Annotated in this window: 19 protein-coding genes; 13 read left to right on the forward strand and 6 right to left on the reverse strand. The window is 44.1% G+C overall.

From position 1 onward, the window contains the following. Positions 1–14 precede the first annotated feature (14 nt). Positions 15–440, forward strand: coding sequence for a large-conductance mechanosensitive channel protein MscL (mscL, locus tag ODOSP_RS06920; RefSeq protein ID WP_013611639.1), 426 nt, complete (start codon positions 15–17; stop codon positions 438–440). A 70-nt stretch (positions 441–510) separates the two neighbouring features. On the opposite strand, the gene ODOSP_RS06925 is transcribed toward mscL, so the two are convergent. Together ODOSP_RS06925 and ODOSP_RS06930 are read right to left on the reverse strand one after the other, a co-directional pair. Then, the gene (locus ODOSP_RS06925; protein WP_013611640.1) at positions 511–1095 is read right to left on the reverse strand and encodes a porin family protein; all 585 of its coding nucleotides are present in this window, start codon (positions 1093–1095) and stop codon (positions 511–513) included. A gap of 81 nt (positions 1096–1176) precedes the next feature. Continuing rightward, on the reverse strand, positions 1177–1626 hold the full coding sequence (locus ODOSP_RS06930) for a YhcH/YjgK/YiaL family protein (protein WP_013611641.1): 450 nt from the start codon (positions 1624–1626) through the stop codon (positions 1177–1179). Positions 1627–1719: 93 nt separating this feature from the next. Here ODOSP_RS06930 and era point away from each other — a divergent pair, with 93 nt between their 5' ends. The 10 genes from era to ODOSP_RS06980 all read left to right on the forward strand — a co-directional run bounded on the left by era (position 1720) and on the right by ODOSP_RS06980 (position 11397). Next, positions 1720–2601, forward strand: a complete 882-nt coding sequence (era, locus tag ODOSP_RS06935; RefSeq protein WP_022160219.1) for a GTPase Era — start codon at positions 1720–1722, stop codon at positions 2599–2601. A 90-nt stretch (positions 2602–2691) separates the two neighbouring features. After that, entirely contained in the window at positions 2692–3999 is a 1308-nt protein-coding gene (gene der, locus ODOSP_RS06940) for a ribosome biogenesis GTPase Der (protein ID WP_013611643.1), read from the forward strand. Positions 4000–4096: 97 nt separating this feature from the next. After that, positions 4097–4525, forward strand: a complete 429-nt coding sequence (locus ODOSP_RS06945; RefSeq protein WP_013611644.1) for a SoxR reducing system RseC family protein — start codon at positions 4097–4099, stop codon at positions 4523–4525. A 9-nt stretch (positions 4526–4534) separates the two neighbouring features. After that, a complete protein-coding gene (locus tag ODOSP_RS06950) occupies positions 4535–5527 on the forward strand; it encodes a Fe-S cluster domain-containing protein (RefSeq protein WP_013611645.1) in 993 nt (330 codons plus the stop codon). A gap of 20 nt (positions 5528–5547) precedes the next feature. Continuing rightward, positions 5548–6879, forward strand: a complete 1332-nt coding sequence (gene rsxC / locus ODOSP_RS06955; RefSeq protein ID WP_013611646.1) for an electron transport complex subunit RsxC — start codon at positions 5548–5550, stop codon at positions 6877–6879. A gap of 25 nt (positions 6880–6904) precedes the next feature. Then, positions 6905–7894 (forward strand): RnfABCDGE type electron transport complex subunit D, encoded by a 990-nt coding sequence (locus tag ODOSP_RS06960; protein ID WP_041556516.1) that lies wholly within the window; start codon positions 6905–6907, stop codon positions 7892–7894. A 58-nt stretch (positions 7895–7952) separates the two neighbouring features. After that, positions 7953–8570 (forward strand): RnfABCDGE type electron transport complex subunit G, encoded by a 618-nt coding sequence (locus tag ODOSP_RS06965; RefSeq protein WP_013611648.1) that lies wholly within the window; start codon positions 7953–7955, stop codon positions 8568–8570. Positions 8571–8632: 62 nt separating this feature from the next. Next, complete coding sequence (locus ODOSP_RS06970; RefSeq protein ID WP_013611649.1) at positions 8633–9220, forward strand: RnfABCDGE type electron transport complex subunit E; 588 nt, start codon at positions 8633–8635, stop codon at positions 9218–9220. Positions 9221–9304: 84 nt separating this feature from the next. Continuing rightward, a complete protein-coding gene (gene rsxA / locus ODOSP_RS06975) occupies positions 9305–9877 on the forward strand; it encodes an electron transport complex subunit RsxA (protein ID WP_013611650.1) in 573 nt (190 codons plus the stop codon). Positions 9878–9993: 116 nt separating this feature from the next. After that, a complete protein-coding gene (locus ODOSP_RS06980) occupies positions 9994–11397 on the forward strand; it encodes a CCA tRNA nucleotidyltransferase (protein ID WP_013611651.1) in 1404 nt (467 codons plus the stop codon). Position 11398: 1 nt separating this feature from the next. On the opposite strand, the gene ODOSP_RS06985 is transcribed toward ODOSP_RS06980, so the two are convergent. After that, positions 11399–12280 carry a diacylglycerol/lipid kinase family protein gene (locus ODOSP_RS06985; RefSeq protein WP_013611652.1) on the reverse strand — a complete coding sequence of 294 codons (882 nt, stop codon included), beginning with the start codon at positions 12278–12280 and terminating at the stop codon, positions 11399–11401. A 1-nt stretch (position 12281) separates the two neighbouring features. Beyond that, on the reverse strand, positions 12282–13601 hold the full coding sequence (locus ODOSP_RS06990) for a UDP-glucose dehydrogenase family protein (RefSeq protein ID WP_013611653.1): 1320 nt from the start codon (positions 13599–13601) through the stop codon (positions 12282–12284). A 302-nt stretch (positions 13602–13903) separates the two neighbouring features. Between ODOSP_RS06990 and ODOSP_RS07000 the strand changes: the two genes are divergently transcribed. After that, entirely contained in the window at positions 13904–19303 is a 5400-nt protein-coding gene (locus tag ODOSP_RS07000; protein ID WP_167535988.1) for an alpha-2-macroglobulin family protein, read from the forward strand. A gap of 428 nt (positions 19304–19731) precedes the next feature. Then, positions 19732–20367 carry an AlbA family DNA-binding domain-containing protein gene (locus tag ODOSP_RS07005; RefSeq protein ID WP_013611655.1) on the forward strand — a complete coding sequence of 212 codons (636 nt, stop codon included), beginning with the start codon at positions 19732–19734 and terminating at the stop codon, positions 20365–20367. A 4-nt stretch (positions 20368–20371) separates the two neighbouring features. On the opposite strand, the gene ODOSP_RS07010 is transcribed toward ODOSP_RS07005, so the two are convergent. Further along, entirely contained in the window at positions 20372–20977 is a 606-nt protein-coding gene (locus ODOSP_RS07010) for a MarC family protein (protein ID WP_013611656.1), read from the reverse strand. 262 nt (positions 20978–21239) lie between these two features. Continuing rightward, a complete protein-coding gene (locus ODOSP_RS07015) occupies positions 21240–24152 on the reverse strand; it encodes a M16 family metallopeptidase (RefSeq protein ID WP_013611657.1) in 2913 nt (970 codons plus the stop codon). Between the last annotated feature and the right edge of the window lie 24 nt (positions 24153–24176).

Below are 24176 nucleotides of genomic sequence, written 5' to 3' on the forward strand. Positions count from 1 at the left end.
AAAATAAGACCAATATGAGCTTTTTAAAAGAATTCAAAACTTTTGCCATGCGTGGCAACGTTGTAGACATGGCTGTCGGTATCATTATCGGAGGCGCCTTCGGTAAGATCGTCTCTTCTCTGGTAAGCGATATCATTATGCCCCCGATCGGACTGCTGATCGGAGGAGTAAAGTTTGAAAGTCTGAAAATCGTCCTGAAACATGCACATACCGATGCCGTTACAGGAAAAGTCACTGAAGCCGTCAGTATCAATTACGGCAATTTTATCAATACAGCCCTGGATTTTCTGATTATCGCCTTTTCTATCTTCTTATTCGTCAAGCTGATCAACAGTATGAAAAGAAAAGAAGAAACTAAGCCCACTCCTCCACCGGCTCCAAGTAAAGAAGAACAATTGCTGACCGAAATCCGGGATCTACTGAAAGGAAAAAACAGTTGAAAGGGCTGGAAACCAAAAAAAGCTCCCGGCACATCACCGGGAGCTTTTTATATGACCGATTCATTTTATCCTAGAACAGTCCACCGAACCGATACCCAACCGACAGCTGGAATACACGGTTTTTATTGTTCCCGTCATAGTTATCCTTATCGAAAGCATTACTCAACCCCAGATTATAACGGGCCGAGAACATAAAATCATCCCAATTATAAGAAAGCCCGATAGCAAAATTCACGGCCAGTGTATTTATATCATTCATTTTATGTTTGACCGTCGTATCGCCATCTTTATACTTTGCTTTAGCATTCAGGGCAAAACCGAATTCCGGTCCCAGGTCGACGCTCAACTCATCCAACACATATAACTTGGCCAATACCGGAATATTCAGGTAATTAGCCCGCAATTTAATTTTATTACCATCGATTTTATCCCGGGCTCCCTGTCTTGAATACACCAATTCGGGCTGGATAGCAAAATAATCGTTAAACCTGAATTCAGCGAACCCACCCACATGGAAACTCAGTTTATTTTTCTTATCGGAATTCGAAATATTGGTCATATTCAAACCGACTTTCGGTCCGACCACAATTTCCGTCTGTGCCTTTGCACCGACAACCATCAATACAACAACAACTAGTGTAAATAATTTTTTCATACTTTAAATTGTTTTTAATTATCTAACATCGCCTAACAAAAACTATGCCTTTCCATACGCAAATCTCTCCCGATTGTTAATCTATAATTTAACTTTAACCACCATTTTCTTCATTTTACCGTTCCCGATGCAAGGAGCATGAGCATCTTCCGGGAAAAAGATCACAAAGTCTCCAACCGGCAGCGTAAAATACAAAGCAGGCCGTTCCTGATAAAACAGGATATCATTTTGTACCTGATAGCCTTCTTCTTCTTCCATCGCCAAGCGGCCCCGCTCTTCCCACCCGAAAGTTTCCTCCTGCAATAAGGGGATCTGGATATCGATAAACCGGTTATGTGCTTCCAGTTTCGCCGCTTCCCTGGATTTCCCCGTCACTTCATCCACATTCACCCAAATTTTATCTTCTTCAAGTATTATTTTCCCGGCAGTCACCTGCTGCCAATTCCCCGACCGAACATATTCGAATACCTTTTTGAAATCGGGATGCAGAATTTCAAATCGTTTCGTCTGTGTTAATGAACCTATTATCATTTTTTTTATTTTTTTTCAGTAGGTAGCAAAAGTATTAAAATTCCGTATAAATCGCTATCTTTGCCGGATAAAACCATAATATCGAAACCGAATATGCATAAAGCTGGATTTGTCAATATCGTAGGAAATCCGAATGTAGGGAAATCTACTTTAATGAACCGATTGGTCGGAGAGAAAATTTCTATTATCACCTCCAAATCACAAACTACCCGTCACCGGATCAAGGGAATCGTAAATACCGACGACTATCAGATTGTATTTTCGGATACTCCGGGAGTGGTAAAGCCCAGCTATAAGATGCAGGAATATATGCTGGAATTTTCTAAATCGGCTTTAGTCGATGCCGATATCATTCTTTATGTAACCGATGTAGTCGAAAACATAGAGAAAAACCTGGATTTTATCGATAAAGTCAATAAATCGGACATCCCGGTATTGTTGGTTATCAATAAAATAGATCTTACCACTCAAGAGAAATTAGAAGCACTGTTCGATAAATGGAAAAGCCTGATTCCCCGGGCAGAAATTTTTCCTCTTTCGGCAACCGAGAATTTCAATGTCGACAATTTATACAAACGGATTGTAGAATTATTACCCGAAGGTGAACCTTTTTTCCCCAAGGACGAACTGACCGATTTACCTTCCCGGTTCTTTGTGAACGAGATTATCCGTGAAAAAATTTTGCAGTATTACGACAAAGAAGTACCCTATTCCGTAGAAGTGGAAGTGGAAGAATTTAAAGAAGACGACAAACGGATCAACATCATGGCTGTCATCTATGTAGAACGTTCTTCCCAAAAAGGGATTATCATCGGAAGCCAGGGAGAAGCCCTGAAAAAAGTCGGTACCCAGGCCCGGCTCGATATCGAAGCCTTCTTCGGTAAAAAAGTATTTCTCAATTTATACGTCAAAGTGCTGAAAGACTGGCGTAATAAAGACAGTGAGTTAAAAAATTTCGGATATGCAAACAAATAAAGTAAAAGGTTAAAAGTTAAAAGCTATAGGCCGATCGATTTTCAGCCCTAGCTTTTAGCCTTTAGCCTTTAGCTTTTTACTTTATATTTTATGAGTAACATAGTAGCAATAGTAGGAAGGCCCAATGTAGGGAAATCGACACTTTTCAACCGCCTTGTCGGAACACGGAAAGCGATTGTAAATGAAGAAAGCGGTGTGACACGTGACCGGAACTACGGTAAATCGTCCTGGAACGGGAAGGATTTTTCAGTCATCGATACCGGTGGATATGTCTCCAACAGTGACGATATTTTTGAAGAGGAGATCAATAAACAAGTCATTCTGGCTCTCGACGAGGCAGATGTCATTCTTTTTATGGTAGACGCCGAGATCGGAGTGACCGACCTGGATCAAAATTTTGCCCGTTTATTACGGAATATCGATAAACCGGTTTACCTGGTAGCCAACAAGGTCGATAATCACGAGCGGCTTTATGAAGCCCAGGATTTTTACCGATTGGGAATAAAAGGAGATTTATTTTGTATCTCTTCGGTCAGTGGCTCGGGAACAGGTGATTTGTTAGACCAGGTCGTCTCCCATTTTCAAGAGAATACGATCGAAGATACCGACCACCTTCCGCGAATCACGATCGTCGGACGTCCCAATGTCGGAAAATCTTCTACGATCAATGCCCTGATCGGAGAAGAACGGAATATCGTTACGGACATCGCCGGAACGACCCGTGATACGTTGAATACCCGTTACAACCGTTTTGGTTACGATTTTCTATTGGTCGATACGGCAGGATTACGTAAAAAGGCAAAAGTAAGCGAGGACGTCGAATTTTACTCGGTCATGCGTTCGATCCGTGCCATCGAAGAATCGGATGTGTGTATACTTCTGATCGATGCGACACGAGGAATGGAAGCCCAGGATCTCAATATCTTCCATCTGATCGAAAGAAACCGGAAAGGAGTAGTTATTGTCGTCAATAAATGGGATCTGGTAGAAAAAGACGGGAAAACACTGATCGAATACGAAAAAAGCCTGCGTGAAAAAATAGCTCCGTTCAAAGATGTCGATATCATCTTTGCTTCAGCCCTGACCAAACAACGATTATTGAAAGTATTGGAGGCTGCCCTGCAAGTATATGCAAACCGGACTCAAAAAATAAAAACATCGGAGCTCAACCGGATCATGCTTGAGGCCATCGAAAATTATCCACCTCCAAGTCTTAAAGGGAAATACGTCAAAATCAAATACATCACCCAGTTGCCGACCCATGCTCCTTCTTTTGCTTTCTATTGCAATCTGCCGCAATATGTAAAAGATCCCTACAAGCGGTATCTGGAAAATCAAATCCGGGAAAACTGGAAATTTACCGGTGTCCCGATTCAGATTTTCATGCGCAAGAAATAACTAAAAGCTGCCTTCCGGCAGCTTTTATATTTTAACTTTTAACCTTTTACTTTTCATCTTTTAATATTACCTTTGCATTTGTTTTTAAAAAGGGAATATGGGTAAAAGCAGCAGAGTACAACATGAAGGTATTGTAAAAAGCATCTCTACACAAACGTTGGAGGTGAGTATTATCAGTCACTCTGCTTGTTCGGGTTGTCATGCTAAAAGTGCCTGCGGAATTGCCGATATGAAAGAAAAAGTTATCACGGCTCAACGTCCCAGGGAAGAGCTTCGTCCGGGAGACAAAGTAATCGTATACGCATCGGTAAATAACGCCTTCTACTCGGTATTACTGGCTTATATTATGCCGTCCATATTGATTATCGCCACCATCTTTTTTTTAGAGAAATCCGGAAGTAGTGAACTATACGCAGCGATCAGCAGCCTCATCCTACTGGCCGGATATTTTATTATCCTGTATTTCTGCCGGAATAAAATTGCCCGGAAAATTAATTTTACCGTTGAAAAAATAGCCAACTATTAAATATAAAACATGAGTACACTAGTTATTACTATTATTTCGTTATGTGCTATTGGAGTTGTATCTGCGGTGATACTCTATTTCGTAGCGCAAAAATTCAAGGTGGAAGAAGATCCGCGTATCGACATTGTCGAAGGCTTACTTCCGGGGGCCAATTGTGGCGGATGTGGCTATCCGGGCTGCCGGGGATTAGCAGAAGCTGCCGTAAAATCGGAAACGATGGAAGGCATCCTGTGTCCGGTAGGAGGAGCAGAAACCATGAATAAAGTTGCAGCAGCCTTAGGCCGGGAAGTAAAAGCCCAGGCGCCTAAAATTGCTGTAGTCAGATGTAACGGAACTTGTGAAAACCGTCCCCGCACCAGCCAATACGACGGAGCCCGTTCTTGTGCCATCGAACATTCCTTATATGTCGGCGATACAGCCTGCGGATTCGGCTGTCTGGGATGTGGCGACTGTGTTGCAGCCTGCCCGTTCGATGCGATACACATGGATTCTACGACATTATTGCCTGTAGTCGACGATGACAAATGTGTAGCCTGTGGCGCCTGCGTGAAAGCCTGTCCCCGGAACATCATCGAATTGCGCAACAAAGGACCGAAAGACCGGCGGGTATTTGTTTCCTGCGTCAATAAAGACAAAGGCGGAGTAGCCCGGAAAGCTTGTAAAGCAGCTTGTATCGGTTGCGGGAAATGTGCCAAGGAATGTCCGTTCGATGCAATTACGGTGGAAAACAATCTGGCTTATATCGATTACAGTAAATGCCGTCTATGCCGGAAGTGTGTCGGCGTATGTCCTACCGGAGCGATCCACGAAGTGAACTTTCCTCCCCGGAAGACAGAAACCGAAGCTGAAAAAAATCAGCAGACCACGATCAAACCGACTAACAGTTGTGTAACACCCGGACAAACGGCAACCGATCCGGTAGGTAAAGCACCGGTCAGTGCTTCTCCTCAGGTCGAATCTATAGAAGCACAGAAAACACCAGAAACAGATAGTAAAAATTAAAAATCTAAAACTTATACGCTGTGTTAAAGACATTCAAAATCGGTGGTGTTCATCCACCTGAAAATAAATTATCGGCAGCTGGGAAAATACAGGTCTTACCTATTCCCGAAAAGGTGATTATTCCGCTCGGTCAGCACATCGGAGCTCCGGCAACCCCTATCGTTCAGAAAGGTGATAAAGTAAAAACCGGACAGTTGATAGCACAAGCTTCAGGTTTTGTTTCAGCTAACATACATAGTTCGGTTTCCGGCACAGTATCGGCAATCGATAACATCATCGATGCCGCCGGATTATCGAAACCTGCCATCACCATTCAAGTGGAAGGCGACGAATGGATACCCGAAATCGACCGGTCGGAAAAGCCGGCACATAATATTACTTTATCGAAAGAAGAAATAGTCAAAGCAATCGCTGCTGCCGGTATCGTCGGTATGGGCGGAGCGACATTTCCTACTCAGGTAAAACTGACCCCTCCTCCCGGCAATAAAGCCGAAGTATTGATTATCAACGGAGTGGAATGTGAACCTTACCTGACCGCCGATCATCGGATCATGCTCGAGAAAGCCGAAGAAATTATTATCGGTGTACAAATTCTGATGAAAGCGATCGATGTTAAACGGGCTATTATCGGCATCGAGAACAATAAAAAAGATGCGATAGCTCATTTGCAGGATATAGCCGGAAAAGTACTTGGCGTAGAAATATGTCCGTTAAAAGTGAAATATCCGCAAGGAGGTGAAAAACAACTGATTCAGGCTACGGTCAACCGGGCGGTTCCTTCCGGAGCACTTCCGATCGCCGTGGGAGCCGTTGTACAGAATGTGGGAACAGCCCTGGCGGTTTACGAAGCCGTAATGAAAAACAAACCCCTGATCGAACGGGTAGTCACCGTCACCGGTAAATCGGTAAAAAATCCGGGTAATTTCCTCTGCCGTATCGGTACACCGATTTCGAAGCTGATCGAAGCAGCCGGAGGTATGCCTGAAGATACGGCTAAAGTGATCGGCGGAGGTCCTATGATGGGAAGAACGATGGTAAACATCGATTCACCGGTGATGAAAGGTACCAGCGGTGTATTGCTGATCAACGAAAAGGAAGCGGCCCGCCGACCCATGCGTAATTGTATCCGTTGCGGTAAATGTGTTTCTGCCTGCCCGATGGGGCTCGAACCGTATTTACTGATGAAATTATCGCAATTCAATCTGTTGGAACGTATGGAAGAAGAAAAAGTCATGGACTGCATCGAATGTGGATCATGCAGTTTTACCTGTCCCTCAGATCGTCCGTTGCTCGACTATATCCGTTTAGGTAAAGCCCGGACAGGTGCTATGATCCGTAGTAGAAAGAAATAAATAACGTCAATGGTGTAGATCAAATATTATGAATAAATTACTAATATCTCCTTCTCCGCACGTTCACAGTGGTGATTCTATCGAAAAGAACATGTATGGAGTACTTATAGCGCTCATTCCGGCTTTCATCTGTTCTGTGCTGTTTTTCGGCATGGGAGCTATCATCGTCACCCTGACTTCGGTGGTGGCTTGCCTCTTTTTTGAATATGTAATTCAAAAGTTTCTTCTCAAGCAGCAACCGACGATTTTCGACGGTTCAGCTTTGATTACCGGTGTATTACTGGCTTTCAACGTACCTTCGAACTTACCGGTCTGGATTATCGTTATCGGTGCCCTGGTAGCAATCGGCATCGGTAAAATGAGCTTCGGCGGATTGGGGTGTAACATTTTCAATCCGGCTTTGGTAGGCCGTGTATTTTTGCTTATCTCTTTCCCTGTACAAATGACCACCTGGCCGCTTGCTCAGGGATTTGCAGGATCTTATATCGATGCACAAACCGGTGCCACTCCTTTAGCTATGCTCAAAGAAGCGGTGACAAGCGGACAATCCGTTACCGATTTATTATCGGCCGAAAGTTTTATCGGTTACAAGAACATGCTGATCGGAAACATGGGTGGTAGTTTGGGTGAAGTTGCGGCATTGGCCTTACTGATCGGTTTTGCCTATATGCTATTCCGGAAAATCATTACCTGGCATATTCCGGTAAGCATTTTCGTCACTGTAATTGTATTTTCGGGTATTCTGAATCTTTGCAATCCCTCTTTATATGCAGGTCCTGTTTTCCATTTGTTATCCGGAGGTTTGATGTTAGGTGCAATCTTTATGGCTACCGATTACGTTACTTCACCGATGAGCAACAAAGGAATGATCATCTATGGAATAGGAATCGGCCTCCTCACAGTTGTAATCCGTGTGTTCGGCGCCTATCCGGAAGGAATGTCGTTCGCTATCCTGATCATGAACGCTTTCACTCCGCTGATCAACAGATATTGTAAACCAGTGAGATTTGCATAATTTATGATTTACGGTCCCGATCGACCGGTGTAAATCAAAAATCTTAAATATATTAACGATGGGAAAGAAATTAGAGTCTAACTTTACAAATATGGTGGTGGTCCTGTTTAGTGTCACCCTGATTGCTTCAGCAGCCGTAGGCTATGTCTACTCACTGACAGCAGGCCCGATCGAAGCCGCCAAGCAAGCCAAACAAGTAAATGCGATCCGCGAGGTGATTCCGGGAGAGTTCGACAACGACCCGAATGCCGACGTTTGGAAAAGCCAGACCGCTGACGGCGGAGAACTGGAATTTTATCCGGCGAAGAAAAACGGAGAACTGGTAGGAACAGCAGTAAAAACCTATACCAACAACGGATTCGGAGGAAAAATATGGTTAATGGTAGGATTCAATCCGGATGGTAGCGTAGCCAATTATTCGGTGCTGGAACACAAAGAAACGCCGGGATTAGGTTCCAAAATGGATGTATGGTTCACCCCCAACGGGAAAGGAAATATTACGGGTAAAACTCCCGGTACCCAAGGGTTAAAAGTATCGAAAGACGGTGGAGACGTAGATGCGATCACAGCAGCAACCATCTCGTCACGGGCATTTCTGGACGCTGTAAACCGGGCAGCAGCCGGTTTGGCAGGCAATGCGGATGCAGCTTCCGGAGCAACACAACAAACAAAATAATTTATGATTTCAGATTTACGATGAATCTAAAATCGTAAATTCAAAACAAAAATTCCAATTCTATGAATAATTTAAAAGTCTTAACCAACGGCATATTCAAAGAAAATCCGACTTTTGCGCTTTTATTGGGTATGTGTCCGACCTTAGGGGTGACCACTTCGGCTATCAACGGCATGGGAATGGGGCTGGCTACGGCATTTGTACTGGTGATGTCCAATCTGGTGATCTCACTGGTTACCAATATCATTCCAGATAAGATCCGTATTCCTTCCTTTATTGTCATCATTGCAGCTTTCGTAACTGTAGTGGATATGTGTATGGCCGCTTATCTGCCTTCACTGCATGAATCATTGGGTTTGTTTATTCCTTTGATCGTAGTGAACTGTATCGTATTGGGACGTGCAGAAGCTTTTGCTTCTAAAAATAAAGCGATTCCTTCCATGCTCGACGGTTTGGGCATGGGACTGGGCTTTACATTGAGCCTGACGCTTTTAGGAACGATCCGTGAAATACTGGGAAGTGGTAAAGCATTCAATTTTCCGATCTTCAACGAGAATTACGGTATGCTGATCTTCGTCCTGGCTCCGGGAGCATTCCTGGCATTGGGTTATTTGATCGCTATCGTAAACCGGATCAGAAAAACAAATTAAATTTCAGATTTTAGATTTACGGCTTACGATTCCTGTTTCATTTCTATCGCAAAGCTGAAATCATAAATCAAAAACAATCGAATTATGGAATATATCTTAATATTTATCGCTGCGGTCTTTGTCAATAACATCGTACTGGCACAATTTTTAGGAATCTGTCCGTTCCTGGGCGTATCTAAAAAGGTCTCTACGGCTTTAGGGATGACCGGAGCCGTAACCTTCGTGATGATCCTGGCCACCCTGGTTACTTTTATCGTCCAAAAGACTATCCTGGATCCGTTCGGAATCGGTTTTATGCAAACCATTACTTTTATTCTGATCATTGCAGCCTTGGTACAAATGGTAGAAATCATATTGAAAAAGGTCAGTCCTTCGCTTTATCAGGCATTAGGTGTGTTCTTGCCCTTGATCACCACCAACTGTGCTGTACTGGGAGTTGCCATTATGGTGATCCAAAAAGATTTCAACTTACTCGAGTCTTTGGTATTCGCAGCCTCTACAGCGATCGGTTTCGGATTGGCCCTGACGATTTTTGCCGGTATCCGTGAACACCTCGAACTGGTTGCCATCCCCAAAGGGATGAAAGGTTCTCCTATCGCATTGATTACAGCCGGCCTGCTGGCCATGGCCTTTATGGGATTCTCCGGGATCGTATAAAATCCGGCAAATTTATAACCGTATAAAGTGAGTGGTATTTATTTTATACCGCTCATTTTTTATACCCGGCAAAAGAATAAATTTAATATTTTTGCAGGCAAAACTATTCAGACGACATGCAATTACCGTTGAAGCATCCGATTTTTAAAATACTTTCCGGGATAGCCGCCGAAAAAGGCATAGAAGCCTATGTCATCGGTGGCTATGTCCGTGACCTGTTATTACAGCGTCCTTCCCAAGATATCGACATTGTCGTTCACGGCAGTGGCATCGAGCTGGCCGAAACCGCTGCCCGGCGGTTAGGTAATCTGCGGGTATCGGTATTTAAAAACTTCGGTACGGCCATGTTCCGGTATAAAGGTATGGAGATCGAGTTTGTCGGAGCCCGCAAAGAGTCCTACCGGGCTAATTCACGTAAACCCATCGTCGAAGAAGGAACGATCGACGACGACCAAAAACGCCGCGATTTTACGATCAATGCACTGGCTATCTCCTTGAATCAGGAGAATTACGGAGTTTTGATCGATCCTTTCGGAGGCTTGCAGCATCTGGAGGAACGCCTGATCAAAACACCCCTGGAGCCGGGCCTTACCTTCTCGGACGATCCCCTACGCATGATGCGAGCCATTCGTTTTGCTTCACAATTGAATTTTCAAATCGAGGAAAATACCTTCCAGGCCATAGCCGAATACCGTCACCGTCTTCCGATCGTATCGATGGAGCGGATTATGGATGAATTCAATAAAATCATGCTTTCCCCCGAACCATCCCGGGGTATCCGTTTATTGGACGAAGCCGGATTATTGGAAATCTTCTTCCCGGAACTGACCGCGCTTAAAGGTGTAGACCGTGTACAGGGAGTCAAACACAAAGATAATTTCTATCATACACTGACCGTCCTGGACACCTTATCGCTGTACAGTCAGGACTTGTGGTTACGCTGGGCCGCTCTGTTGCACGATATCGGCAAACCGGCGACTAAAAAATACATTCAGGGACAGGGGTGGACCTTTTATGGGCATAATCACGTGGGTGAACGCCTGGTCGGTAAAATATTCAACCGTTTAAAACTCCCTCAAAACGAAAAAATGAAGTATGTACAGAAACTGGTCAACCTGCACATGCGTCCTATCGTTTTGTCGGAAGAAACCGTGACCGACTCGGCGGTACGGCGGTTATTGTTCGATGCCGGCGACGATATCGACGACCTGATGACCCTGGCCGAAGCCGATATCACCTCAAAAAACGAAGAGAAAGTAAAGCGTTTTCTCGAAAATTTCAAGACGGTACGCCGCAAACTCAAAGAGGTGGAAGAAAAAGATTCGATCCGGAATTTCCAGCCCCCCATCAGCGGTGAAGAAATCATCGCCACTTTCCATCTGCCTCCCTGTAAAACTATCGGGGATATCAAAAATGCAATTAAAGAGGCGATATTGGATGGAATTATCGGTAACAATTACGAAGAAGCCCGGGAATATATGTTCAAAGTAGCGAAAGAACTTGGAATAGACTCCCAATAAATCAGTCTATTTTCTTGGGAACGACAACTTTCAGTATGCCCTTATGCATTTTCAGGTGAATCGGCGAATGCATGATATAGGCATCCCCGTCGATATGTACACGCTCGATATCGCCTTCTACGATAGCTTCCTCGCACTGAATTTCCTTATAATAGGACAATTTGTACAGTTTCGAATTGATGAAGAAAAGTAAAAACCACAGGATCTCGAAGAAAGCCGGCCGTTTCAGGATGCAGATATCCATCAAACCGTCCCGCACCGAAGCATGAGGGGCGATATAGGCATTGTTGCCGTATTGGGAACTATTGGCAAAGCTAAGGATAAAACAATTTACCTTCATGACTTTGCCGTTGCCGGTGATCTTGTATTTCTTTTCCGGATAACGGAACCATAGTTTAATAGCCGCATAAATATAAGAAAATACTCCCCTCAATTTCAAATGGTTAAATTCATGGGCCACCTCGGCATCGAATCCTACCCCACTGACATTCAGCGAATACTTGCCATTCATCTCCAACACATCGATTTGAGCGAATTGATCGGTCAGTACCTGTTTCAATGCCTTGGTCATAAAAACCGAATAACCCAAATGCCGGGCAAAACCATTGCCACTCCCCAGAGAAACGACCCCAAAAGCAACATCACTACCACACAAAGCTCCTCCCACCTCATTCACTGTACCATCTCCCCCAACCGCTACAATATGAGTATATTTTCCTTCTTGCCGGGCATCTTCGACCAATTTACGGGCATGTCCTGCATACTCGGTAAATACAATATCATAAGGAATAGAATCATACTCCGGAATCCGACGGATCTTCTCCGGCAATTCTTTCCCAAGGCCTAGCCCCGATATCGGATTTACTATAAAAAGAATATGCATATTATCGATTTTTCCCTATCCCATAATAGGTGTATCCAAATTCTCTCATTTGTTCAGGATTGTAAATATTACGTCCATCGAAGATGACTTTTTCTTTCAAGGCTTTCTCTATAAAAGTAAACTTCGGAACTTTAAATTCCTGCCATTCGGTCACGATAATCATGGCATCGGCATCCGTTAAAGCGTCGTACATATTGGCAGCGTACCCGATACGGTCGCCCAGCCGGCGCTTGGCTTCTTCCATTGCAACCGGATCGAAAGCTTTGACGGTCGCTCCCGCTTCCAGCAATTGGCCGATCAGTACCAGAGAAGGAGCCTCCCGCATATCATCGGTTGCCGGCTTAAACGACAATCCCCAAAGTCCGAAATGCTTTCCTTTTACATTTCCTTCATAATGTTTCTGAATCTTATCGAATAAAACCGTCTTTTGCCTCTCATTCACCCGCTCTACCGCTTTCAACAATTCCATTCCATAACCATATTCGTCTCCGGTACGGATCAAGGCCTTCACATCTTTCGGGAAGCAAGACCCGCCATATCCACAACCTGCATTCAGGAATTTTTTACCGATCCGGGTATCGCTCCCGATCCCTTTTTTCACCGCCTCGATATCAGCACCGACGATCTCACACAAATTAGCGATATCGTTCATAAAAGAAATACGGGTAGCCAACATCGAATTAGCAGCATATTTCGTCATCTCCGCAGAGGGAATATCCATAAAATAAATGGGAGTATTATTCAGGACAAAAGCATGATACAATCGTTCCATCACTTTTTCCGCCCGGGCCGATTCTACACCGATCACCACCCGGTCAGGCCGCATAAAATCGTTTACCGCATCCCCTTCTTTTAAAAATTCAGGATTCGAAGCGACATCGAACACTACTTCTACTCCCCGCTTATCCAGCTCTTCCTGAACAGCCAATTTCACTTTCCGGTTCGTCCCCACCGGTACAGTGGATTTGGTCACCACCACTACATATTCCTCGATCAAACACCCGATCTCATGCGCCACTCCTATAACATAAGACAAATCGGCACTACCATCCTCATCAGGGGGAGTACCTACTGCAATAAAAACAGCATCGGCATCTACCAAGGCTTCTTTTAAAGAAGTAGTAAAGAACAACCTTTCGTTGGCCCGGTTTTTGATCACCAGCTCAGCCAAACCGGGTTCGTAAATCGGAATTCCTCCCTGATTCAGCTTATCGATCTTCGAAGCATCGACGTCTACACAGGTAACGGTGACTCCGGTTTCTGCCAAACAAGTACCGGAAACAAGTCCGACATATCCGGTTCCTACAACAGCTATTCTCATATTTGCAATTTTCTTTGTTACGAAAGTTTGCTCAGATCAATTCCTATTTTTAACGACTCCTGCCCCTAAAGGTTACAATGATCTATATACTCTGAGCACTTTGATTTATTTCGACAAAAATATAAAAATAAACCCCTTCACCCAGTATCTTTGTAAGATAATTCTCTAATTTTGTTAGACAATAAATTGAAAAACGTATCCGGAACAGGCTGGAAACGTAATATTCAGGTATAAAATAATCTGTTATAAACAAATACCCTTGCGCCATGATACACAGGATGAACCTAGCGGCACTATTTTTTATGGCTGTTCTATTGCTGACAGGCTGTACAAACAAAGAAAAAACCGATTTCAGTAAATACATCACCGGTTATACGAGTGGAGTCATCAAGTCCTCTTCTTCCCTTTCGGTCTATCTGGGTCAACCGTCCGATAAAGGTTTCCAGGCCGGTAGTACCCTCCCGGCCGATTTATTCAGGATATCTCCGGCTATAAAAGGGGAATTGATTCTAAAAGATAACCATAGTATAGAATTCATTCCGGCAGAACGTTTCAAAAACGGTACGACATACAAAGTCACGTTCAATCTGGGAGCACTTTGTAACGTCCCCAAGCCTTATGAGAAATTCAACTTTGAATTCGATATTGTCCCGCTGGTTACGATTTTCGAACCCGGTGTTCTGATCAGCGAACCCGATCATGAAAATGAATTACAATATCAGGGGATGTTGCAAAGTTCGGATGAAACCGATCCGACAGAAATGGAACAAAAACTGACGGCCACCTATAACGGTCAATCCGTCACACCGGAATGGAATCATCAGGGTAACCGGCATTATTTCGCTATCCGCCATCTGTTAAAAGAAAAAGAAAGTAAAACACTGAATTTAAAATTCAGTAAAGACATTAAAGCAACCGACGGCACCGAGATCTCCATCCCCGGTCTGAATGATTTCACGGTGTTGAATGTCAAAGCCAGTGACAGTGAACCACCGGTAATCCGTATCTATATGTCGGAGAATATCGATCCGAACCAGGATTTGAAAGGTTTGTTCAGCCTGGAAGGAGCCTCTACCCTGAATTATAAAATCTCGGATAACATCATTTACCTTTATCCGGGTAACACTATCGAAAATAACCAACCGAATCTGACTATCCATGCCGGGATACGCAGTGCCAACGGTAATACGTTGCATACCGAATATATCCGGTCGGTACGTCTCTCCAGCACCAAACCACAAGTACAACTCATCGGCAAGGGGATCATCGTCCCGGGCAACAATCAGGTACTCATTCCTTTTTCTGCTATCGGACTGCAAGCCGTCGACCTTGAAATCATTCAGGTGCTCGACCAAAACATGAACTTTTTCCTGCAAGAAAATTCTTATGACGACCGCAGCGAACTGACCCGTACAGCCCGACCGGTATTTATGAAAAAAATCGATCTGAAAAAAGATCATCCCCATATCGACCTCGATAAATGGAATGACTTTACCATCGACTTAAGCGATCTGGTCAATCTGGAGAAAGGTAATATTTATCGTTTCAGACTGAAATTCAAGAAATCATATACCACTCTTTCCTGTGCCGATGAAAGTCCCGACTCGGATTATGGGGATACGGACTGGGACAACCCGGGTTCCTACTACAGCGAATATTATTATCCATCCGGTTTCGACTGGGAACAGCGCGAAAATCCTTGTCATATCTCCTACTACACCGGTGATCGGTTTGCAGCCCGCAATATCATCAATACTTCACTGGGCATTATGGCCAAACAAGGAGCCGACAATCAGTATGTCGTATGCGTTTCCGATCTCAGTACCGCTGAAGCGATTCCGAACTGCAACATCAGTCTTTACAATTATCAGAATCAAAAGATCGATTCGGCAAGGACCGATAAAGAAGGATTCGCGTATTTAAAACCGGCATCTCCGGGCTTTATCGTACTGGCACAGAAGGGTAAAGACAAAGCCTGGTTGCGTTTAGCAGAAAACAGTGCTCTATCCCTCAGTAACTTCGACGTCAGCGGACAACATGTACAAATGGGGGTAAAAGGATTCATTTATGGTGAAAGGGGGGTATGGCGTCCGGGAGATGAAATCTATTTATCCCTGATCCTGGAGGACAAGCTCGGTGTCTTACCGGAAGGTCACCCGATCGTTGCACAACTGGTCGATCCCAACGGGCATATTACCCAAACTTTAAAAGGAGCGATTACTCCCAATAATATCCATTGTTTTACCTTCAAAACCGAACCCGAAGACCAAACCGGTTATTGGCATGTCCTCTTCCGTATCGGTGGCCTGACTTTCAAACAGACATTACGCATCGAAACAGTGAAACCGAACCGTCTGGCTATACAAATGTTATTTCCTAACGATAAAATTATCGGTACCGGTGTTTCCCTGAAACCTGTAGAAGTGAAGACCAAATGGCTGAACGGAGCACCGACTTCCAATCAAAAAGCGATCACAGAGGTACGTTTATACCATGCCGATGCAGGTTTCTCCGAATTTCCGGATTATCGTTTTTCCGATAAATCCAGGTATTTCGAACCTTCGACAGAAACCCTATTCGACGGGCAAACCGACCAGCAGGGAAATTTTTCATTCAGCCTGAACAAGATCAAAACCGAAGATGCTCCCGGAATATTAAATGCAGTCTTCACCACCCGGGTATTTGAAAACGGCGGGGATTTCAGTATCAGCTCACAAAGTATCCGCTATTCCCCTTACGATGAATATGTAGGAATACGTCTACCTGAAAACGACGATAATTGGTACTCCACCGAGCAACCTGTTCGATTACAAGGCGTTACGATTACCCCGACAGGAAAACAATCAGGAAATGCTACCATTCAGATTGAAGTATATAAACTCGACTGGCATTGGTGGTGGGATTCGGAAGATGAAAACCTGGGATCTTATGTCAACCGGGAATATAGTAGCAGTGTATTGAGCCAGAAAGTCAAAGCCACCGACGGTCGTTTTCAGTTGGATCTTCATATCCCGAAATATGGACGTTATTTTATCCGGGCCACCGATCCTTCGGGGCATACCTCCGGTTTAATCGCCTATTTCGGTAGCTGGTCGGATAACGCCGATCAAACTGCAGCGACCACCTTACACCTGAACAGCGACAAAAAATCTTACCGCGTCGGCGAAAAGATAAAAGTTACAATTCCTTCAGCAACAGGTAGTGTAGCCATCGTCAGTCTTGAAAACGGGAAAACCGTCAGCAACATGAAACGGATCAATACCTCTGCCGGTAACACCACCTTCGAGTTGGAGGCCACCAGCGAGATGTGTCCCAATACATACATTGCAGTCACTCTGCTTCAACCTCACAACAACCGGGACAACGACCGTCCGATCCGAATGTATGGAGTTGTCAATATCCATGTAGAAGACCCGGCTCTCCATTTGAATCCGAAGATCAAAATGGCTCAGGAACTCCGACCGGGAAAAGAGTTCAACGTGGAAGTTTCTGAAAAAGACGGCAAGGCGATGAATTACACCATTGCGATAGTCGACGAAGGACTGCTTTCGCTGACCACTTTCCGTACTCCGGATCCCTTTGCTGCTTTCTATGCACGGGAAGCCCTGGGCGTAAAAACCTGGGATTTCTACGACTATATCTACGGTGCTTATGGAGCCCGTCTGGATAAAGCTTTTGCTGTGGGTGGCGACGAAGCCTTGAAGGATTTACAGGACGAAAAGACCAACCGGTTCAAACCGGTCGTCTTATTCGACGGTCCTTTCAGTTTGAAAGCCGGAGCTACTCAAAAACACACCTTCAAAATGCCGGAATATATCGGCGAAGTACGGACGATGGTCATTGCAGCTACCAATGGACAATATGGAGCAGCCAGTGTCAACAGTACGGTAAATAAACCCCTCATGGTATCGGTTGCCCTTCCCCGTCTGTTCACACCGGGAGATATCATCGATATTCCGGTTACCGTTTTTGTCCTGAAAGATCATATCCGGGAAGTCACCGTAAAGATGACTACCGACGACAAAATCACCCTGACAGGAGAAAAAGAACAACACATCCAATTCGATAAAAAAGGAGAACAAGTTGTCTATTTTAAGGCTCGGATCAATAGCCAAACCGGGATGTCGACACTTCGGACAGAAGCGACATCGGGCAATGAAACAGCTATTGTCACCGAGGATGTTCAGGTACGTATTCCTAATCCGAGAATGACGGAGATCGAAGAAAAAGAAGCTAAAGCAGGAGAGACCGTTTCTTTCGATACCCGCATTACAGGAACCGAACCGCTTTCTGTCCTGGAGGTATCCTCTATCCCACCGTTAAACCTGGAACAACGCCTCAGTTACTTGCTCGACTACCCTCATGGCTGTGCAGAGCAAATCACTTCACAGGCATTTCCGCAATTAGCTTTATCCTGGCTTCTGGCATTAAGTCCGGCACAACAGATCACGGCAGAAAATAACGTCAGAGAAGTCATCAACCGTCTGAGAAGTTATCAGACCCCGGAAGGAGGCTTTGCTTACTGGCCTGGAGAGCCGTATATTTCGGAATGGGTTACCTCTTATGCTGTAAATTTCCTGGCAAATGCCCAAAAACAAGGCTATGCAGTCCCGATTCAGATGTTACAGCATGCCACGAACTATATGCGTCAGGTGGCTAACAGCTGGAACCGCACAGAACCGTGGTCACAGCAAGACCAAGCCTATCGTTTGTATGTATTGGCTTTAGCCGGTAAACCCGATCTGGCAGCCATGAACCGACTGAAAGAGACCCGCTTGCAACGTCCGGTTTCACAATGGCTGCTGGCCTCCGCTTATGCTTTAAGTAATCAACAGGAAATCGCTACGAAAATGATACGCGATCTGTCCTTCGAAGTCACCCCTTACCGGGAAACGGGAGGAACGTTCGGTTCTACTACCCGGGACAATGCCCTGATTCTGCAATCGATGGTCATCCTGAACATGCAACAAGATGCTTACCGCATGTTAGAGAAGATTTCTAAAGCCATGGGATCCGGCAATTGGTACAGTACCCAGGAAACCTCTTTCGCTCTTTATGCAGCCGCCCAGTTCGTACAAAAATACCTGGGCAGCCAAAAAGGAATCGATATCACAGTAAAAACAAATTCAGGTAACGAAAACGTCAAAACCGACAAGACAATCTGGCAAAAACAACTCGTTTTGCAGGGTGACAAAGCTTCGGTTACGGTGACGAACAACGGTCAAGGTTCACTTTTTGTCCGTCAGATCAATAGTTCCGCCCCTCTGGAAGTAGTCAAGGAAAAAGTTATGTCCGGAATGTCGATGAGTGTGCGTTATTATAATGACAAAGGTACTCCGCTCAACATCGAACAGCTGCAACAGGGGGAAGACATTACAACCGAAATTACAATCAAAAACACGGGCCTGACCGGTACTTATCAGGAACTGGCTTTAAACTATCCGGTACCTTCCGGCTTCGAGATCATCAATGACCGTCTTACCGGAAACACCAGTGCCTGGAAAGAGGCAGAATATGTCGATATCCGGGACGACCGTTTTTATGTCTATTTCAGCTTGGAACAAAATCAGTCTAAGACTTTCCGTTTCCGTTGCAATGCAGCGTTCCGCGGAGAATATATGTTACCGGCAATTTATTGTTCAGCTATGTACGACAATAGTATACAGGCTATTTTACCGGGAGGAAAAGTGAAGATTGAATGAGTTGTAGAGTTGCTGAGTTAAAAGAGTTACTGAGTTAAAAGAGTTACTGAGTTAAAAGAGTTGCTGAGTTGCTGAGTTAAAAGAGTTGCTGAGTTAAAAGAGTTACTGAGTTACTAAGTTTTTGAGTTTCTGAGTTTCTGAATTATTAAGTTATTGAGTTAGAAGAGTTAGAAGAGTTAGAAGAGTTACAAGGCATTAGCTTAATAATTTAAATACAAAGCAAGATCATATTTGCAACACATTGTTAAAGTAAATATATGACTACAAACATTAGCCTATACACTCAGGGGTCACACCAATCCAATAACAAACTCTTTCAACTCAACAACTTTATAACTCAGCAACTCTTTTAACTCAGCAACTCTTTTAACTCAGCAACTCAGCAACTCAGCAACTCTTTTAACTCAGCAACTCAGCAACTCTATACCATGAACAGTAAAGATTATATTTATAAACTGATAGAAGAAGGAGAGCACCAACAACAGGATTTCAAATTCGAGATCTCGGATGCGCGGAAAATAGCCAAATCCTTATCGGCTTTTTCCAATACGGACGGAGGGCGCTTGCTTATTGGGGTGAAAGATAACGGAAAAATTGCAGGAGTGCGTTCGGAAGAGGAAATTTACATGATCGAGGCAGCAGCAAAATTGTATTGCCAACCTCAGGTAAACTGTCAAATGCAGATTCACGATATCGACGGACACACTGTGTTGGAAGTCATTGTACCTCCCGGAACAACCAAACCTTATTATGCCAAAGATCAGACAAATAAATGCTGGGCTTATATCCGTATAAAAGACGAGAATATCCTCGCTACTCCGGTACATTTAAAAGTCTGGCAACAAGAAGGGACCCCAAAAGGTTCCTTTCTTCATTATACAGAACAAGAACGATTACTATTGGATTATCTCACAACCCATCCGGCTATAACCCTTAATCAGTATTGTCGTCTGGCCCGTATTCCCCGGATAAAAGCAGAAAATACACTGGCAAAATTCATCCGCTTCGAATTAATCGAACCCATATTTGAAAATCATCGGTTTTATTTCCGAGGCTGTACCTGATCGTTCAGGCTAATGTCTTAATAAATAAAGTAATACCGTCGAATACCATTTGAAGGCCGATCGTAGCAACGATCAATCCGATAATCCGGATCAAAGGATTCATAAAATTATATTTAATCAGAAAACTACCGATCCTTCGGGCTTTCAGCATAAAGAAAAGGTTCACAGCTAAAGCCAGTAAAATAGCAACGATCGTGACAAAACGGCTATACTGAACAGGGAAAGTAACTGCAGCAGTAATCGTAGCAGGTCCGGCAATCATCGGAATAGCTATAGGTACAGTGGTTAAATCGGCAATCTTAATATGTTCATCCACTTTCATAAAAAATCCTTTCAACAAACCGGACAAACCGTTATACATCAGCACAGCCCCACAAGTAATCTGAAAAGAGTAAAGCTCGACCCGAAAAACATAACTAAAAGTCACCTGTCCCAGATAAAGAAAAAAAATCAGAATAAGCATTGCCGTAATCGTCGATTTAATCGAAATATACCGTAACTCGGTTGGAGAAAAACGTTCCTGCAAAGACGTGACGATCAACACCTTCTGTATCGGATTTACCAAAGCCAGAATGGCCACGAAACAACTCAATATTAAATTAAATTTCATTACTTCCCCCTATTAGATCTGCTCAACAAAGATAGTACAAAGGAATGGGGTTTCAAATTTATTTTGAGTCAGTGATAAAGAGTTACAAAGGTTACAGAAGTTACAGAGATCGCAAGGATTTAACCGCCCCTATACAACCTCTTCCCTCCCTCATGTAACTCAGTAACTCTTTTAACTCAGCAACTCAGTAACTCTTTTAACTCAGCAACTCAGTAACTCTTTTAACTCAGCAACTCAGTAACTCTTTTAACCCAGCAACTCTCTAATACCCAAAAATCTGTTCGGTAGTCAGTCGCTCTACGGGACCATAAGAAGATAATTTTTTCATATCCAATTCTTTTTCATCTCCCAATACACAATAGGTATATTTGCGGTCTTTCACCCATTTTTCCTGAAAATCCTTTACCTGATCCAGGGTCAGTTTCTGCAAATCGTCGAATAACATTTTCCGGCGGTCACTGTCCAATCCCAGGTCCTTTGCTTCCTGATAGGCATCGAAAATTCCGGCTCCGGTAATCCGGTCGGTCCGTAACCGGGCAATCAAAGCTTCTTTTGCCAGATTAAAGGCAGCTTCAGACTCAGGCATATGATTGATAACTTCATCGAATGCAGTCAAAGCATCTCCCATCTTATCATTCTGAGTAGCGATAAAAGTAGAATAAATATAAGGCTTGTCCAGACGGGAAGGCTCACCCAAACCGGCAGATGCCGAATAAGCCAATCCCCGGGCTTCACGCAATTCCTGGAATACGATCGAATTCATACCTCCCCCGAAATACTCGTTATATAAGGTAGCTACCGGATAAATATTCGGATCGAATTTTTCTCCCCGGTTAGAAATAGCAGCCATATATACCTGAGCAGCAGCATACGGAGCTAACAAAACCTTACTTTCTCCGGTTTCTCTGATCTTAAAAAGCGAAGCCTTATCTGCAGCGATCAGCTTTTCAGGCACCTGATGGTACCGATTCACTTCTGCCACAACTTCTTCCTGGGTCTTCGGGCCGTAATAAAGGACAGTATGTTCGGTCTTGCTCAGATCACGAAGGTGGGCCAACAGCTCTTCCGACTTTAAATTTTGTATTTCATCAGCCGAAAGCACATTGGTCGCAGGCGATTTCGGTCCGTATAAACCATATTGCATCAGCATTCTGAAATTTGCCTCCTGATTTAATTTTGTATTCGCTCTCCCTTCCAGAATATCACCTTTCATAATTTCCAGTACTTCCGGATTGGGTTGAGCATCTGCCAGCAGAGATTCGACCAATTGAATCGCCTCTCCCATATTTTCGGATAAACCCGAAATAGTGAGATAGGTACGGTCAGCTCCCGGACGAATACCAAAATCACAAGCCAAACGGTAAAACTCTTCCTTCACCTGTTCCGGACTCAATTCGGAAGTACCCAAATAATCCAGATAGCCGGCAGCAGTGGAAAGATAACGATCCTCATTATTTCCTTTCTCAAAAGCATAAGTTAAAGAGAACAGGTCGTTCGTCGGGTTTTTCTTATACCACAAAGGAATATCGGATTTGAGTTTTCCTTGAGCCATATCTTTTGAAAAATCGACAAATACCGGTTCGATGGGTTTTACCGGTGTTGTCCGGATCTCCCGCAAAAAAGCACTACTCTTATCCCGGTTGGTCACAATCGGAGTGATGGCCGGTTTAGTCATTTTCTTTACACTTTCGTCTTTCCCCTGCCGTTTATTGACCACGACATAATTATCTTTCAGATGAGTATTGGCAAAATCTATCAGCTCTTGTTTGGTAATTTTACTCATCCGGTCGAGTGAAGCCACTTCATCGGCCCAATTCGTACCGTTGACAAACGACTCGACAAACCAGGTTGCTCTGTCGTCATTGCTTTCCAATTGTTTTTGTCTGTCGCGTTTGTTATTATTGATCGTCGCAGCGATCAGGTTCTCGTCGAATTCTCCTTTTTTCAACTTTCCGATTTCTTCCAACAGCAGTGTACGTACTTCTTCGAGGGTTTGTCCGTTTTTAGGTGTTCCTTCCATTAAAAATACACTGTAGTCAGCTAATAAGAAAGGATAGGCAGCAGCTCCCAACATTTTCTGTTGTTGATTGATATCCAGGTCGATCAAACCGGCTTGTCCGTTGTACAACACCTGAGCCAGCAGATTCAAGGTTTCTACGTCCTCACTGTTTGCTCCCGGAAATCTCCACGCCAAAGTCACATTTTCAGCTTCCGGTCCCACCACTTCTTTCACTATAGGAGAGGTAATCGGCTGCTCCGGTTGAAAGTTCAGTTCAGGCAAGTTCTGACTCGGTTTCATTCCACCGAAATAACGGTTTATCGTTTCGATCATTACATCGGGATCAAAATCTCCGGAAAGACAAACCGCAATATTATTAGGTACATACCATTGAGTATAGAAATTCTTAATATTCGTAATAGACGGATTTTTCAGATTTTCCTGTGTTCCCAAAATGGTTTGAGTTCCATAAGGATGGTGGGGGAAGAGACCGGCCATCACCTGATCGATCACTTTACGGTTATCTTTGGTCAGGGACATATTTTTTTCTTCATAAACAGCTTCCAGTTCGGTATGAAATCCCCGGATAACAGGATGCTGAAACCGATCGGCCTGTATTTTAGCCCAGTTCTCTACCTGATTCGAAGGAATATCTTCCTCAAAAACAGTCTGGTCGTAAGAAGTATAGGCATTTGTCCCGGTAGCTCCGATCGCCGCCATCAATTTATCGTATTCATTGGGAATAGCGATCTTAGAGGCCTCATAAGACACACTGTCGATCTGACGATAGAGAGCAGTCCGCTGAGCCTCGTCCGTCGTTTTCCGATATACCTCGAACAAAGCTTCTATCCGGTCCAGCATCGGTTTCTCCTGTTCGTAATTCTGTGTTCCGAAACTATCCGTTCCTTTGAACATCAGGTGCTCAAAATAGTGGGCCAACCCGGTCGTCTCTGCCGGATCGTTCTTTCCACCGGCGCGGACGGCGACATAGGTCTGAATCCGGGGTTGATCTTTATTGACCGTCATATACACCTTTAAGCCATTGTCTAAAGTATAAATCCGGGCATTCAACGGATCTCCGGGCACCGACTCATACTTAAAGCGGGAATGATCCCCGCACGCAGCGATCAGGACCAGTACACCCAATAGCCACATCGTTTGAAACATTTTTTTCATCTTATCTTTTCATTAAAATTCCTT

This window comes from Odoribacter splanchnicus DSM 20712 (assembly GCF_000190535.1).
Lineage (GTDB): Bacteria > Bacteroidota > Bacteroidia > Bacteroidales > Marinifilaceae > Odoribacter > Odoribacter splanchnicus.